12 protein-coding genes are annotated in these 16,971 nt (G+C 40.4%); 1 reads left to right on the plus strand and 11 read right to left on the minus strand.

Annotated elements, in window-relative coordinates; all coding sequences use genetic code 11:
• Window positions 1–58: 58 nt before the first annotated feature.
• The 5 genes from EJ995_RS10820 to EJ995_RS10840 form a co-directional block, all read right to left on the minus strand.
• Window positions 59–1,024, minus strand: coding sequence for an SDR family oxidoreductase (locus EJ995_RS10820; RefSeq protein ID WP_126448409.1), 966 nt, complete (start codon window positions 1,022–1,024; stop codon window positions 59–61).
• A gap of 79 nt (window positions 1,025–1,103) precedes the next feature.
• Window positions 1,104–1,625: a dTDP-4-dehydrorhamnose 3,5-epimerase gene (gene rfbC, locus EJ995_RS10825; RefSeq protein WP_126448411.1), complete on the minus strand. Its 522-nt coding sequence runs from the start codon at window positions 1,623–1,625 to the stop codon at window positions 1,104–1,106.
• Window positions 1,625–2,479, minus strand: coding sequence for a glucose-1-phosphate thymidylyltransferase RfbA (gene rfbA / locus EJ995_RS10830; protein ID WP_126448413.1), 855 nt, complete (start codon window positions 2,477–2,479; stop codon window positions 1,625–1,627). The genes rfbC and rfbA overlap by 1 nt, the downstream gene beginning before the upstream one ends.
• 51 nt (window positions 2,480–2,530) lie before the next feature.
• Window positions 2,531–3,547 (minus strand): dTDP-glucose 4,6-dehydratase, encoded by a 1,017-nt coding sequence (gene rfbB / locus EJ995_RS10835; protein WP_126448415.1) that lies wholly within the window; start codon window positions 3,545–3,547, stop codon window positions 2,531–2,533.
• Window positions 3,548–3,559: 12 nt separating this feature from the next.
• Window positions 3,560–4,900, minus strand: a complete 1,341-nt coding sequence (locus tag EJ995_RS10840) for a nucleotide sugar dehydrogenase (RefSeq protein ID WP_126448931.1) — start codon at window positions 4,898–4,900, stop codon at window positions 3,560–3,562.
• 282 nt (window positions 4,901–5,182) lie between these two features.
• On the opposite strand from EJ995_RS10840, the gene EJ995_RS10845 reads away from it, so the two are divergent.
• Window positions 5,183–6,484 (plus strand): OmpA family protein, encoded by a 1,302-nt coding sequence (locus EJ995_RS10845; protein WP_126448417.1) that lies wholly within the window; start codon window positions 5,183–5,185, stop codon window positions 6,482–6,484.
• 533 nt (window positions 6,485–7,017) lie between these two features.
• Here the strand turns inward: EJ995_RS10845 and EJ995_RS10850 are convergent.
• The 6 genes from EJ995_RS10850 to EJ995_RS10875 form a co-directional block, all read right to left on the minus strand.
• Complete coding sequence (locus EJ995_RS10850; RefSeq protein WP_126448419.1) at window positions 7,018–9,051, minus strand: protein-disulfide reductase DsbD family protein; 2,034 nt, start codon at window positions 9,049–9,051, stop codon at window positions 7,018–7,020.
• Complete coding sequence (gene tilS / locus EJ995_RS10855) at window positions 9,044–10,378, minus strand: tRNA lysidine(34) synthetase TilS (protein ID WP_126448421.1); 1,335 nt, start codon at window positions 10,376–10,378, stop codon at window positions 9,044–9,046. The genes EJ995_RS10850 and tilS overlap by 8 nt, the downstream gene beginning before the upstream one ends.
• 6 nt (window positions 10,379–10,384) lie before the next feature.
• Window positions 10,385–11,698, minus strand: a complete 1,314-nt coding sequence (locus tag EJ995_RS10860) for an anthranilate synthase component I family protein (protein ID WP_241234635.1) — start codon at window positions 11,696–11,698, stop codon at window positions 10,385–10,387.
• Window positions 11,699–11,805: 107 nt separating this feature from the next.
• Window positions 11,806–14,055, minus strand: coding sequence for a TonB-dependent receptor (locus tag EJ995_RS10865; RefSeq protein ID WP_126448423.1), 2,250 nt, complete (start codon window positions 14,053–14,055; stop codon window positions 11,806–11,808).
• Between the two features lie 136 nt (window positions 14,056–14,191).
• A complete protein-coding gene (gene lpdA / locus EJ995_RS10870) occupies window positions 14,192–15,592 on the minus strand; it encodes a dihydrolipoyl dehydrogenase (protein ID WP_126448425.1) in 1,401 nt (466 codons plus the stop codon).
• 67 nt (window positions 15,593–15,659) lie between these two features.
• Window positions 15,660–16,967, minus strand: a complete 1,308-nt coding sequence (locus EJ995_RS10875) for an NAD(P)/FAD-dependent oxidoreductase (RefSeq protein ID WP_126448427.1) — start codon at window positions 16,965–16,967, stop codon at window positions 15,660–15,662.
• Window positions 16,968–16,971: the final 4 nt, after the last annotated feature.

The raw sequence follows: 16,971 nt of genomic DNA on the forward strand, positions 1-16,971 counted from the left end.
TTATTTTGTGCAGTAAGTTTTCTTCGACTGCTATGAATGGTGTCAAAAAAGCGAAATTCTACAAATTATCTTTGTACCATTTAACCGCCTCATCAATTCCTGACCTCAAATCAAATTGTGGATCGTAACCTAAATGCAAACGAGCCTTATCAATAGATGCTAGCGAGTGAGGAACATCACCTGATCTAGGTGCACCATAAATTACTGGAACATCATTTACATCAACATCATATCTGGATAATGAGCTTTTTAATAAGGACACTAATTGGTTGAGATCTGTCCTTTCACCATAGGCGATATTGTAAATTTCATTGACAGCTAGCGTATTTTGAGTAAGCATGGCCTTTTCATTTGCCTCAATCACATTATCAATATAGGTGAAATCTCGTGAGTAACTGCCATCGCCATTAATAACTGGTGATTGCTTATTCATCAATTGTTTTGTAAAAAGAGGTATAACCGCTGCATAGGCACCATTAGGATCTTGTCGACGGCCAAAAACATTAAAATACCTCAATCCTATCGTATTGAGACCGTAAGTCTTATTAAAAATATCAGCATATAGCTCATTCACGTATTTTGTGATTGCATATGGCGACAAAGGTTTTCCTATTTCATCCTCAACTTTTGGCAATGCTTTTGAATCTCCATAGGTTGATGAGCTAGCAGCATATACCATTTTCTTAACACCTGCTTCTCTACAAGCTACTAACATATTTAAAAAACCATTTACATTTACCGCGTTTGAGGTTATCGGGTCTTTTATAGATCTAGGCACACTTCCCAGGGCGGCTTGATGCAATACAAAAGAACAGTCTTTTACAGCATTGTGACACACATTTATATCTCGTATATCTCCTTCAACAAACTCAAAATTTTCGTAATCATTCAAGTGTTCTAAATTATGAAGGTGACCTGTTGATAGATTATCCAGTGCCTTGACATGGTAATCCTTTTTTACAAAATATTCTGATAGGTTACTACCTATAAAGCCGGCCGCTCCTGTAATAAGAATGGTAATCATAAAAAGACTGAGGTATTTTGCAGGAACATTAGAATATCTGAATTTTGAAAAAATACTGAAGGAACATCACAACTACATGCTATAACTTAATGTCTTTATCTGAAACCAGCACCTTAGATGCGTCCAATTGCCAATCTATATTCAATCTAGGGTCATCATACCTTAAACCACCTTCACTACCCTTGTTGTAGAAGTTATCGCATTTATAAGCAAATAAAGCCTCTTCTGATAATACGCTATAACCATGTGCAAATCCACGAGGAACGTATAACTGTTTTTTATTCTCGCCACTCAATTCTACTGCGACGTATTGCATATATGTCTTTGATTCTTTCCTCAAGTCTACCGCTACATCAAGAATGGTTCCCTTAATACAACGCACTAGTTTTGCTTGTGCATGCTTACCTTGTTGCAAATGCAATCCTCTTATAACCCCATAATTACTGTACGATTCATTATCCTGTACAAATGGTGTATCTATTCCTGTAAGCTCTTTAAATTTCGCGGCATTAAATGTTTCCATGAAATAACCACGCCCATCTTTAAAGACAGCAGGCTCAATAACAAAACAACCATCAATGGCAGTAGGAATTATTTTCATTAAAGATCTTTTAGATTAATACCATAACCGCTTTTAAGCAATGGTTGTACCAGTTTTTGCAACTGCTCCTTATCAATGAATCCCATTTCAAAGGCTGTCGCCTCTATGGATCCTATTTTCATTCCTTGCCTATTCTCAATAACTTCTACAAATTGGGATGCCTGCATAAGTGACTCAAAAGTACCCGTGTCTAACCACGCTGTTCCTTTATCTAGAATGCTTACCTGCAGCTTATTTAGTTCGAGATATTTTTTATTAACATCGGTAATTTCGAGCTCGCCGCGTGGACTAGGCGCCAATTCTTTTGCAATATCAAGCACCTGATTATCATAGAAGTATATACCTGGAACGGCATAAGATGATTTGGGGCTCTCTGGCTTCTCCTCAATACTGACCGCACGTCCATCATTATCAAAGTCTACCACGCCATAGCGTTGCGGGTCATGAACGTGATATGCATATATGATACCACCATCAGGCTGCGTATTGGATTGCAATAGCTGTGCTAATCCTGTACCGTAAAAAATATTGTCACCTAAAATAAGGGCTACATTATCATCACCAACAAATTCTCGTCCAATAATAAAAGCTTCAGCAAGTCCATTAGGTGCATCCTGGATCGCATATTGGAAATCGCAGCCGTAATTCTCACCGTTACCCAACAAGGATTTAAAGGCTTCTTGATCCTGTGGCGTCGTGATGATAAGTATTTCTCTTATCCCAGCCGACATAAGCGTACTGAGTGGATAATAAATCATTGGCTTGTCGTAAACTGGCAACAGCTGCTTGGACACCACTTTGGTTAACGGGTGCAGTCTAGTTCCTGATCCACCTGCGAGGATGATTCCTTTCATAGTGTTTGTTGTTTGTTACGCTTTCGCGAAAGCATAATACCATAAATACATTTAACCATTAGTTTTTTCCAGCCACTGTGGATTTTCCAGATACCAATCTATGGTCTGTTGCAATCCAACTTGAAAATCACGGCTAGGTTTCCAACCCAATTCTCGCTGAAGTTTACTGCTATCAATCGCATAGCGCAAATCGTGTCCAGGTCGATCCTTTACATATGTGATCAACTTACGTGAGCTGCCAATAGGCCTATCCAGTTTTTGATCCATTTGATCACAAAGCAATTGTACAAGATCGATATTCTTCCATTCATTATGCCCGCCTACATTATAGGTCTCGCCATTCTTGCCTTCATGAAAAATTAAATCAATAGCAGTAGCGTGATCCTCTACATATAACCAGTCGCGTGTATAATTACCATCACCGTAAACTGGTAATGGTTTATTATTTAGGATGCGATTTATAAATAGCGGAATCAGCTTTTCTGGGTAGTGATTAGGCCCATAATTGTTGGAGCAATTTGAAATAACGTGAGATATATTATAAGTCTCTCCATATGCTCTTACAAAATGATCGCTACTGGCTTTAGAGGCGCTGTAAGGCGAGTTGGGGTCATACGGTGTGTTCTCTGTAAACAATCCAGTCGCGCCCAGCGATCCATAGACCTCATCAGTGCTTACATGGTAGAAGGTATGCGCTTCTCTTGGTGACCATTTTTTACGTGCTGCTTCTAATAAATTGACTGTACCCATAACATTGGTGCGCACGAACTGCAATGGATCTTCAATTGAGCGATCTACGTGACTTTCCGCCGCTAGATGAATAACGTCTGTAATTCCATGCTTGTCAAAAAGCTGTCGCAATAAATCCAGATCTGTAATATCACCGTGTATAAATGTATAGTTAGGCTTATTTGAAATATCCTCGACATTCTCGAGATTACCTGCATAGGTAAGCGCATCAAGATTGAAAATATGATAATCAGGATACTTGATGACAAATAGGCGCACTACATGCGAGCCTATGAATCCAGCACCACCAGTAATGAGAATATGCTTTTTATTGTCCATAACAATGCTTGATCAACCTTTTCCTATAGCAAAAGCATTCATTCCTATCTCCTCAAGCTGCTGAATATCTAAGATACCACGACCGTCAAAAACAAATGATGGCTTGAGCATTTGCTCATGGATTTGCTTCCAATCATATTCCCTGAACTCATCCCATTCAGTCATTACAGCGACCGCATGAGCATCCTTGAAAATGTCTTCGGTAGTTTGCGCTACATTTACAAGTCTCTGATTTTCTTCTTCTGACCTTGTGTTTAGATAATCAAGGTCTGCATAGATTTGTTGTGAGGTAACCTTAGGGTCGTATACAACGACTTGAGCCTGCTCGCTCAATAGATAATCTGCCACATAAATAGCCGCAGACTCTCTAGTATCGTTGGTATCTTTTTTGAATGCCCATCCTAATAAAACAATTTTCTTACCATTAACTGTATTATATAAGGACTGGATAATCTTTTCTGCAAATCTTCTTTTCTGGTAATCATTCATTTTAATTACCTGATGCCAATATTCTGCCACCTCATCTAGTCCATAGGTTTTACTTAAATAAACGAGGTTCAAAATATCTTTTTGAAAGCAGGATCCTCCAAAGCCTACACTAGACTTCAAAAACTTAGGTCCTATTCGGGAATCTTGTCCTATGGCTCGGGCTACCTCATCAACATCAGCCTCAGTCGCCTCACAAAGCGCGCTCAAACTATTAATACTTGATACACGCTGCGCTAGAAATGCGTTTGCTGTAAGCTTAGAAAGCTCTGACGACCACACATTTGTAGTAAGAATACGATCACTAGGTACCCAATGTGCATATACATCATGTAATGCTTGAATCGCTGCAGCACCTTCTGGAGTGCGTTCACCACCTATTAAGACGCGATCTGGGTTTAGTAGATCTTGTACAGCTGTTCCTTCTGCTAAAAACTCTGGATTTGAAAGTACTTGAAAGTTGACGTCGCTACCTGTGCTTGATAGAATATCCTGTAATGCTTCAGCTGTCCTTACGGGCAAGGTAGACTTTTCAACAATTATTTTATCGTTAGTAGCTACCCTTGCAATCTGACGTGCGCAAAGTTCTATGTACTTTAGGTCTGCGGCCATTCCTTTACCTACACCATAGGTCTTAGTAGGTGTATTGACAGAAATAAAAATCATGTCTGATTCATCAATGGCTTCATCCACATTAGTGCTAAAAAATAGGTTGCGACCTCTTGCTTCTTTAACTATATCTGAAAGGCCAGGCTCATATATAGGTAAGTTATCCAGATCATCATCATTCCATGCCGCGATACGATCTGCATTTAGATCAACAACATGCACTTTGATTCCAGGACATTTCGCCGCTATGACTGACATGGTAGGGCCACCCACATAACCAGCACCAATACAACATATATTTTTAATGGAGTTCTTCAATTTGATAGCAATTACTTAATTATTTATTATGCAAATCTAGTGTAAATGACTGACACTTGTATTCGTGAACGCCCGTGGTAGATGCCTGTAAAACATATAGTATTTAGGATTTGCACCCATTTCAAACTTAAATTATCGTTAAACAATTGAAATAAAAGGCTGTAAAATTTTTTGTAGTCACGATAATTATATATTTGCCCTCTGAAAGCTTAAAACTTTATCATGAAAAAAATTTTATTATCAGCGTTCTTGCTAGCAAGTGTGACTGCATTTGCACAAGACACTATGAACGATGACAACGATCAAAGAGATCGTGAAGAGATTCCTTACAATCAGTGGTCTTTAGACTTCGGAATTGGAGCACATCACCCACACAACCTTACCGCTCCAGGATTTTTTGTAAACAACCCATCTTTCTTCTCAGGAGATTTAGGTGTTCGTTATATGATTAACGACAAATTCGGTATCAATTTAGATTTAGGTTTAAATTACTTTGAAAATGCTGATAAAGAAGAAGATCAAAGTGGTGAATTTCAAACTAACGCTTACCGTGCTGGTCTTGAAGGTGTAGTAAATGTTGGTACAATCCTAGGCTTTAGAGAGTGGACTGATACTTTTAATGTATTGGGTCATGGTGGTATCGGTATGACAGCAATAAGATTTGATGAGGATATTAACGATGAAACTGACTGGACTGGTCATTTTATTGTAGGTATAACTCCACAAATTAAACTATCTGATAATTTTGCCTTGAACCTAGACGCAAGCATAGTTGGATATCTGTCAACTGACGCATCTCTCGATGGTACTCGTGAACAAGCCCGTACTGATTTTGATGGTTTTGTATCTAACTATACAATCGGTTTAAATTGGTACCTAGGAAATAAAGAAGTTCATGCAGACTGGTATAATGGATCAGAAAGCGCGCGCATCAGCGAACTTGAAGAAAGAGTAGCTACTCTAGAAACTAACAATGCGGATGATGATCAAGATGGTGTACCTAATTACCTAGACCGTGACAACACTACTGAAAGTGGTGTACGGGTAGACAATAAAGGTCGTGCTCTTGACGTAAACAAGAACGGTATTCCTGATGATATGGAAAGCGCTCTTGACAGCCGTTATGCTAAAAAAGGTGCTATTGCTTCTGGCGCTAATGGAGTAGATGGTGATGGCTTGATCAAGCAATTGATCAACGATGGTTATGTGAATGTTTACTTTGAGTTTAACAGCACAAAGCCAACCCAATACTCTCTATCTTCTATCAATTTCCTAGCAACGTACTTGAGAGACAATCCTGAAGTTTCTGCTACGCTAACAGGTTATGCTGATGAGATTGGTTCTGAGGATTACAACAAAAACTTATCTGAGCGTAGAGCTAAGATGGTTAACGATATCCTAGTAGCAACTGGTGTTGATGCAAGTCGTTTATCTTACAATGGTGAAGGCGAAGATGATAGCGTAGAGAAATCAAGCTCACAAGCTAGACAACTGGTACGCAGAGTGAAGTTCCAAGTGAATTAATTCACATCAACAAATAATTTTAAAGGGTCGCGATAGCGACCCTTTTTTTATGCTCCAGATTTAAATCCTTACACTCAATTGAAAATTATTTACGGCTTAAAATGCAAGTTCTATTTGAGTTTGTAGAACTCTAAAAGTCTAATGACGAGTAGGAAATATTAGTATTGAATGTACACGCTTCCGCGAAAGCTATATAAACAAAAACATACTAACAACATCCATTGATTACTGTAATCTACCTTGAGCTGCTATACTGCCAGAACCTAAATAGTAGTCTCATTGCAAACAAGAAAGAGATATATTATTTAAGATTGAATATTTATAGCAATAGCTGTTGTTTATGATACCTAACGCTTGATAAGAACGTACAGCTGCTAGAAAATGTCAAAATATGATAATATTCCTTAAAAGAAAGATCACTACCAATAAACACTTCACTTGTTGAATTATTCTTGAAGTGTCAACCTCTCTTGAATCATAGTCAACACGACGAAAAAAGATATTTATAAGAGCTCTTTGCTTATCAATCTATGCTATTCAATTGCTTTAAGCAACCAGTCACGATATTCAACAGCATCTGGCGTGTAGCCAATAGGATCTGTGAGATTACCACCATTAGAATCTACAATTACATAAAACGGCTGTGCGTTCACCTGATATTTTTCTATCTGCAAATCGCTCCATCTATTTCCAACGGTTCTGATCTTCTTACCTGTTGTTTGTGATTCGTATTGATCTTCTTTAGCCAGTTTTTTTTGCTCATCAACATAAAGTGAAATTAATACTACCTCGTTTTTGAGTATTTGAAGAACTTCATCATTTGACCACACGCGCTCTTCCATCTTGCGGCAATTCACACACGCCCAGCCGGTGAAATCAATCAAGGCAGGTTTACTGACTTTTGATGCATAAGCCAGACCTGCTTCATAATCATCAAAGGCTATTAAGTTGTGAACTGTAAAATGGGCTCCTTCAGGTAATTCAATTTCTGCAGTATTTGATGACACGCCTAGTCCATACGGCGATTCACTATAAGTCATCGGTGGTGGGAAACCACTGATGAGTTTTAAAGGTGCACCCCATAATCCTGGAATTAGATATAAAGTAAAGCACAGAGCCAGTATTCCTAATAACAGTCTACCTACTGATATGAAACTGTCTTTATCGTCGTGCGGCAACCTGATCTTACCCAAAAGATAAAATGCCATCACTCCAAAAATCGCAATCCAGATGGCGATAAAGACTTCGCGCTCTAACAAACCAGCCTGCCATACTAAATCTGCATTAGAAAGAAATTTAAATGCAAAAGCCAATTCTAAAAACCCTAGAAACACTTTGACCGTGTTGAGCCAGCCTCCAGACTTAGGTAGCTTATTCAAGTAACTCGGGAAAATGGCAAAAAACGCAAATGGTATTCCCAACCCGATACCAAATCCAGCCAGACCAACACTCAAAGCTGTCGCGCCACCATCAGAAGTCAAAACGCTTCCTAAAACCGCACCAATCACAGGTCCAGTGCATGAAAATGACACCAGCACCAGCGTCAACGCCATAAAGAATACACCTATAACACCACCAATATTAGAAGCTCCATCAACTTTGTTGACCCACGAATTAGGAACCGTAATTTCAAAAGCTCCAAAAAAGCTTATGGCAAAAACCACAAAAATCAAGAAGAAGAAAATATTTACATAAGGGTTAGTGCTAAACTCATTAAAAACATCGGGCGAGACTGATTCAAATAAATGGAATGGTAAACTACAGGCAACATAAATCAATAGGATAAATACACCGTACATCAATCCAGACAACTTGCCTTTACTACTATTCTCAGACTGTTTAGTAAAGAATGAAACAGTCATCGGTATCATGGGATACACACATGGTGTGAGTAGAGCGCCAAACCCAGCTAGCAAACACAGAATAAAAATGGTCGCTAGACCGTCATCATCTTTAATATCAGTTTGAGAAACATTTGAGGTATCCTCGTCTTGCTCTTTCTTGCTAATAGTTTCCTCAAGGGTTGGAATCTGGGCAATGGTCGGTGAAAGATCGTTATCATAATACGTATCAATGATGAGACTTGCATCTTCACCAACTACGACATTTGGTTTCAACTTGAAAATCAGAACCTCTGGTGAGGCTGGCAGGCATCGCTCATCATCACATACCATAAATTCAACCTCGGCAATGATATAATCTAGCTGTTCATTTATAAGTTCGATATTTTGAGTAAAAACAGCTTTGTTATCAAATTGATAAACATCTGCACCCCAAATGTCTGAGTACTCCGCATAGGTGCCACTCTCATTCGTTGGCCCGACTAGGCTGTAGTTATCAGGCTGATCATAATATTTAAACTGTGTAGGTATGGGACTTGGGAACGCATCAACAGGAATTTGAGAGTACATGTGCCATCCATCTTCCAGTATGGCTGTGCTCTTTAAAGAATATTCCTTATCGCTAATTTTCTCAACCGTAGTCGTCCATTCTGTAGGATCACTTAATTGAGCGCCAGCATAGCTAGATATCAATAAAAAAACTAATGCTGTTACCAGTCTAATCATTCAATGAAATTTTGAGTATTCGTCGTGTCCTATCGGTAATGGAACCGTGCATAGCAGACCTCAAACCTACTAGCCATAAAATTGTATCGCCTTGTTTGAGAACCATGCTTCTGCGTTTGTCCACCTGCGAGACTTTAATATCGATAAGTAAGTCACTTATCAATTTTGAACCTTTCATACCATAGGGTTTCATGCGATCACCTTGCTCCCAAATTTTTAAAGTTAATGGAAATTCTAGCTGATCCAGATCAAGAAGTAATTGATTTTTATCCAGACCATTATCAAGTAAATCTGTTGCCAATTCTTTACCCAATTCCTCGATCTCCATTGTACCGTGTGATGTCGCGATAACTGTGTCGTTCTCATTAATGGTATAAACTGCATTCACCGCATTATCAACTGCTGATAGTATTAAATGTTCCCGATCCTTGAGTAGCTCGTGAGTTTCGCTAATCAATCGTTTACCACTTTGCGCGTCTAGTAATTCAAGTAAAGCCTCGCTATCATTAAATCCATACCTATTCAATAGGTGATAGAGCAATTCACCAGCTTGTTCATGAAGCTTTATTGCCTCAATATCTAATAATAATTCAGCGTTTTTTTGGGTAGTTACGCTTTCGCGAAAGCGTAACACGGCACCTTCCACAATACTCATCGCAGCATCTAGATAGAACAAGCTTTTTGCAAAGTTGCCTCTCAATTGCGGCAAAGCCTGATGTAATGCTGGCAACACCTCATTGCGCAGACTGTTGCGCATGTACTTGTTGGATCGATTGCTTGAATCTTCTCGACATTTAATAGCATTAGCCTTTGCGTACTCCTGAATTTGTTGTCTACTGAAAGTCAATAGCGGTCTGTAAACGAGATCAGTCACGGCAGGAATTCCTGTGAGGCCTTTCAAGCCAGTTCCGCGATTAAGGTTTATGAGAAACGTCTCTAATTGATCATCCAGATGATGAGCGGTGACCACCTTATCATAATTATGCTGCTTGCAAATTTCTTGAAACCATTCATATCTCAAATCGCGAGCGGCCATTTGGGTCGATATACCACGCTGGCTGGCTATTTTTAAAGTATCAAAGTCAGTTTTATGAAATTTGACACCTAGCTGATGAGCTAGATTCTCGACAAACCATGCATCATTATCGCTCTCATCACCACGCAACTTAAAATTGCAATGTGCCACGGCAAAATCTACGTTGATTCTCTTGAGCAAATGAGCCAATACCACACTATCCAGTCCACCACTTACAGCAAGCAAGATCTTTTGCTTTAAAAGCTTTGGAAAGTGTTGATCAATATGTAATGAAAAGTCTTCTACCATCATTCAAAACTAATCAATCTCAACACCTTGTGATTTAAGTACCTGGATCAATGCATTAGCCTTTAAAAAGCACTCGTTATATTCTTTTTCTGGAATGGCTTCTATGGTGATCGCGCTGCCCACGCTAATGGTTGCTATTTTTTCTTGAGCATTATAAAGTATGGTACGTATCACGACATTGAAATCAAAATCTGCATCGGGTGTAAAGTAGCCCACCGCGCCGCTGTAAACGCCACGTTTAAAACTTTCCTGCTCTTCAACAATTTTCATCGCGCTGATCTTAGGCGCACCAGTCATGCTTCCCATGGGAAATGTGGCCTTAATCGCATCGATAGCATTATGTTGTGGTTTCAGTCTCGCTTGAACAGTACTTATCATATGATGCACTTGTTCAAAGGTGTGAATGCCATATAGCTCACTTACCTCAACACTGCCTCTTGTGGCAACTCTTGATAAATCGTTACGCACTAGATCAACAATCATCACATTTTCAGACCGCTCTTTCTGGTTTTGAAGCAATTGGTTCTTTAGTTTCTCGTCCTCGGCCGTATCGGCTGATCTTGCCGCGGTTCCTTTAATAGGTTGAGACACGAGTAGATTTCCTTCTTTTTTCAAGTAGCGTTCTGGGCTGGCGCTAATGATGTAATGCTCTTCAAATCTTGCGTAAGCCGCAAATGGTGGTTTACTACTTTTATTCAGTTCCTGATAAGCCTGAATGGAATCGAGTACTACATCTTGAGCTACAAACTGAGTGCACAAATTAGCCTCATAGATATCACCTCGCTGGATGTGTTCTAGAAATTGGTAAGCCTTAGCGAGGTATTCTTCTTTTGTATCAATGGGAACCAACCTGCCTTGAGTCCTAGTACTCTTCTCTTCATTAAGATTACTAGACGATATATCGCTCAGCAGATTTGCATGATCTGATCTCTCATCATTAAACGAGTGAAAAATGATGGATTGACCATTTAGTTCAATGACCAATTCTGGAATAAAGAATTGCAAATCTGGAAATTTGAGGACATCAATATTGTTACTATGCAATGGCTCCAGCTCGTTCTTGAGGTCATAACCTAAGTACCCAAACATCCAATCTTCATGTGAGGCTTGAAAGGATTCTGCTTTCGCGAAAGCGGAACCAACATCACACCTTAAAACATCTATCGCGCCGATGGCCACAAGACAATTATAGCTGGACTTGAAAGCATGGTTACTATCCAGCAACATGAAGTATTCCTGAGAGGAATAAAATGACAGCAATTGCTGCTTGAATTGAGCAGTCTCTGGCAATTCAAATGTATGTGAGTAACGCTGATTGTGCACGCTGCAAAGGTACTCGCGATTGATGAGATTATAAGAGTCTCAAATGGAAAACCCGATGCAGCAAGTCAGCAATATCGGGCTATGAGTTCAGTTGATTTTTTATGCTTTTAGAAACGATATTGTAGGGATCCTCGAATAAAGAACGGTGTTCCTGGCGTGAAGTGAATTTCTTCTACAGATTCGGCTTCGGTGCTTAGTCGTGATTCTGTGGCAAATTGGGTCTCGTTCCATTCAATATCAAATAGATTTTGAACAGCGACGCCCAATCTCAAGTTATTGGTGAGGTCATAATTTACATTGAGGTCTGAGACGAAATAACCTTCGGCAACGATGCTGTTGTCTTCATTTGCAGCACGGTCTGCGATATATCTGTATCTAAATCCTGCATTAAAGCCTTTATAATCGCGCAGACTCAAACCACCAGTCGCAGTCCATTCTGGAGCAAGCGGTATGAAATCCTCGCCGTCTGGCTCATTGATCGCTCTTGCGTGTGCATAGTTTAAATTGCTATCAAGAAATAGATGATCTGTCATTTGATAACGCACACCTAGATCGAATCCATAACGTTGTGTCTCGCCGCTAGGCTCAACAATACCAGCATCACCTACATAAACAAATTCTTGTTCTAGGAACAAATACCACAAAGCGGTATTCACGATGAGCCGATCTACTGGTTTCCACACGGCACCTAGATCTGAACCATAGGAAAGTGGCAGTATATCATCTGCAGTTTGTTGCAAGACCACTCTGGTATCGTTGCTATGAAATCCTATACCATTTTTAAAATAAAGCTGTAAATCGTCGCTCACTTTGTAATTAAAATTAAGCTTGGGCAACAGGGCGCTCTCACTTTGATCTTGAGTGTCATACTGAGCGGTCAATGCGTCCTTATATGTGAATTTGAAACGCTCAAAACGTAATCCAGCATCAATTAAAAAATCATTGAGATACCAGGTAGCACCGATAAAGGCAGATGTATTAGTCTCATTGATATCACCCAACTGTATATTCTCTAGCGTTGACCTGCGATTGAGTGTTCTAGAAAGCTCACTACCTTCTGTGCGATCGTTTCTTAACCGCACGCCTGCTGTGAGATCAAGCTGGTGATCCGATAAATTTGTAGTATACGTATATGCTGCATCAACGCCTGCTAGATCTCTTGACTCTTGTTGTCTTATCTGATCACCATTAATAGGATCTTCTAGGAAAAATGTGAAGTTTGAAAAGAGCAAAAAGTTATAGCGCGAATAGTAAGCATGTGTACTGAGTTTCTCGTTATCGCTAAGTGACGTCTCATAATTCAAATTGACATCAGTGCGTGATGTCTCACCACCTTCTGTATCATCGATAGCGCCAAATCGTCCTATCAGACCACGATCTACGGCTCGTTGTGGTATCTGGCCGCTGGCGTCCCATTCACTATCAAATCGGGAAACACTTACCGACAATTCATCTCCATTGTCAGCAATGTGATTGAGTTTACCGAATAAATTAATGCGATCAAAATTTTGCGGACTATCAAATGGCCCATCAAAGGTCAAATACTCTGTCGCGAGATAGGCGCTGGTATTTTGATTGTCCAACACTTGGACTAAGCCTACAAATCTCTGGTAGTTAAAATCGCCAATCTCTGCACTGATGATATTTTCTCGCACAAAGTCCTTAGTACGAAAATCTACATGGCCAGCCGTCGCAAAATTACCTACTGACTTGTCATAGCTACCTTTACCGTAAGAAATATTCTCGATGGTTTCTGGAATAACGAAGTGCAAATCTGCGTAACCTTGACCGTGAGCGTGCGAGACCATGTTTGCTGGCATTCCATCTACACTTATCGCTACATCAGTACCATGATCAATGTCAAAACCTCTCAAGAACAACTGTTCTGCCTTACCGCCACCAGCGTGTTGACCTATGAATAGTCCAGGAACGGCTCGCAGTACTTCTTGCGAAGATGTTACGGGATTGATCTCAAGATCGGCTTCTGTAATCGTATTCAATATATCGACCTCGTTGGTAATATTCACCGCGTCAAGATCTACTGATGATCTTGACAAGACAATTTGTAGCACTTCAGATTCATCGGTCACCGCTTTCGCGAAAGCGGAATAACCCAATCTCGTAAACATCAATTCATCACCTTCTTCTACATCATCAATTTTGAAAAAACCCTTGTTGTTAGTATGTGTGTGCGAACCTGATGGCTCATGATACACGTAAACATCCTTAATAGGTCTCCCATTCTCGTCCATTACATAACCAGTAATAGTGTGGGCTAAAGCTAATTGAGTAAAGAATAGAAAAGCGAAAAACAAAAAAGCAGATTTCTTTTTCAATAGGTAGGTTGGTGACTGCATTAGATAATAATTGTTAGGTCAAAGTACGTTCCTAAAAAGGTTGTGGTTTGAATTCTATGGTTAAGAAACGATTAAATGACGCACATAAAAAAACAGCCAGTCTCTCGACTGGCTGAGTAAAATATTTCAAAAAAGTCTATACGTGTAAGGCTCGATCTTCAGTTGCCGCGAGTGCAGCTTCCTTGACAGCCTCGGCATAGGTTGGGTGTGCGTGTGACATGCGTGCGATATCCTCTGCGCTGGCCCTATATTCCATGGCGGTAACAGCCTCGGTAATTAAGTCTGCGACGCGTGCTCCTATCATATGAACTCCTAGGACTTCATCGGTAGTTTTATCAGCAAGGATTTTAACCAATCCATCTGTATCTCCTGATGCTCTTGATCTACCTAGCGCTCGCATAGGGAAAGAACCTGCCTTGTACTCTACTCCAGCTTCTTTGAGTTCTTCCTCGGTTTTACCTACGCTGGCAACTTCTGGCCAGGTGTAAATGACATTAGGAATCAAGTTGTAGTTTATGTGTGGTTTTTGACCAGCAATGGTCTCTGCCACAAATACGCCTTCTTCTTCTGCCTTGTGTGCTAACATGATACCACGCACCACATCACCTATGGCATAGATATTCTTTACATTGGTTTGTAAATGGTCATTTACCTCAACCTGACCTTTTTCATTGACTTTAATTCCTGCAGCGGTTGCGTTCAATTTGTCAGTATATGGTCTACGACCTACTGATACGAGTACGTAATCACCTTTGAACTCTACTTCTTCGCCTTTCTTATTCTTGGCAGTAACGGTAACTTCATCGCCGTTGCGCTCCACCTTGTTGACAGCGTGCGACAAGTGGAACTTGACACCTTGCTTTTTCATGACTTTCATCAACTCCTTAGACAATGCCTTGTCCATCGCTGGTGTGATGCGATCCATGTATTCAATGACAGTAACCTCTGCACCTAATCTTCTATAAACCTGACCTAGCTCTAGTCCTATCACGCCACCACCTATCACGATCATGTGATTAGGAATTTCCTTGAGTGTCAAAGCCTCGGTAGAAGTAATGACTCTTTCTTTATCTAGTTCAATAAACGGCAGATTTGCTGGCTTTGAACCTGTAGCGATGATGGTATGTTTAGCTTCTATTGTTTGTGATTTCTCACCATCAATTTTGATGTGTGTCGCATCCTCAAAAGATCCCATACCTGTAAACACGTCGATCTCATTTTTCTTCATGAGGTAAGCTACGCCATCACAAGTCTGGCTCACAACGCTCGCCTTACGGGCGATCATCTTTTCAAAATTGATCTTGATATCGCCTGGAATCTCGATACCATGCTCTTCAAAATGCTTTACCGCATCCTCATAATGGTGTGATGAATCCAGCAATGCTTTTGACGGGATACAGCCTACATTGAGACAGGTACCACCTAGTGTATCGTATTTTTCAATAATGGCCGTTTTCATGCCTAATTGTGCACAGCGTATGGCGGCTACATAGCCACCTGGTCCAGAACCTATTACTGCAACATCATATGTGCTCATAAATCAATTTTATGTTCTTGTTAATTCAGCTAGCAAAGATACAAAATGGTCAAGCGACTGGATAGAATCAGTCTGTAATTTCACTCACGGCTTGTGCTGTTGTCTCCTTCTTATAGGGACGTATGATCAATCGCGCCGCACGATCAAAGTTGAAGTAGTTGTAGATCCAGTTGAGGAATACGACAATACGATTGCGCACGCCTACTAGAAAGTACAAGTGAACGCCTAACCAGGCAAACCAGGCCCAGAAACCGCCTAGTGTGAACCCTTTTATATCTGCGACTGCACGATTGCGTCCTACGGTTGCCATACTGCCCTTATCAAAATAAGAGAATGGTTTTGGTTCTTTGCCTTTAGAAATTCTTGCAAAATTTGAAGCAACATTTTGTGCTTGCTGTATCGCTGGTTGTGCGACTTGTGGATGGCCGTCTGGATAATCATCAGTCTTCATGAGAGCTATGTCGCCTACCGCATACACGTTGTCTGTACCTTTTACTTTATTAAATAAATCTACCAGCAATCTGCCGCCTTTTTCTGATAATTGATCATCACTGAAACCGTCTGGCGCATTGCCAGTAACACCTGCGCTCCATATAAATGTTGCCGTATCAATCTCTTTACCGCTTTTGGTACTAACCACATCATCTTCATAATCGATGACCATTTCGTCCAGCATGACAGTGACGCCCAATTCCTTGAGGTATTTTTCTGCCTTTTTTGAGGCTTTCTCGCTCATGCTTGACAGCACTCGATCTGATCCATCGAGCAAAATGATTTCCATCCAGTCTGGATTGAGATCTGGATAATCACTGCTTAATATCCCTTTTTTGAACTCTGCAAAGGCGCCCGAAAGTTCTACTCCAGTAGGACCAGCGCCGCTCATGACGATGCGCATCAATTTGCGCTGCTCTTTCTCATTATCTGTTATCGTAGCTTTCTCAAGATTTTGCAACATGAGACTACGTATGTCCAACGACTCTGGTACTGATTTCATGGAAAGCGCATTGCGCTCGATCTTTTCATTGCCAAAAAAATTGGTTTTGGTACCTGTTGCCAGTATCAAATGATCGTAGTGAATCGCGCCTATGCTCGTACTTATGGTGTTTGACTTTTGATCCACGGCTTCAACTTCTGCCATTCGGAAGATGTAATGATCATTCTCGTCTGGCACACTGCGCAACGGGAAAGCGATGGAATCTGGCTCCAAACCACTGGTCGCCACCTGATACAACAGTGGTTGAAAAGTGTGATAATTGTGCCTATCTATAAGTACTACTTGATATTTGTGTTGTGTTAGCTTTCGCGAAAGCGTAACACCACCAAAACCACCACCTACTATTACAATCCTGGGATAATCACTGGCTGGTATGTGCATGCTG

The sequence above is a fragment of the Nonlabens ponticola genome, from assembly GCF_003966335.1.
GTDB classification, from domain to species: Bacteria; Bacteroidota; Bacteroidia; order Flavobacteriales; family Flavobacteriaceae; genus Nonlabens; species Nonlabens ponticola.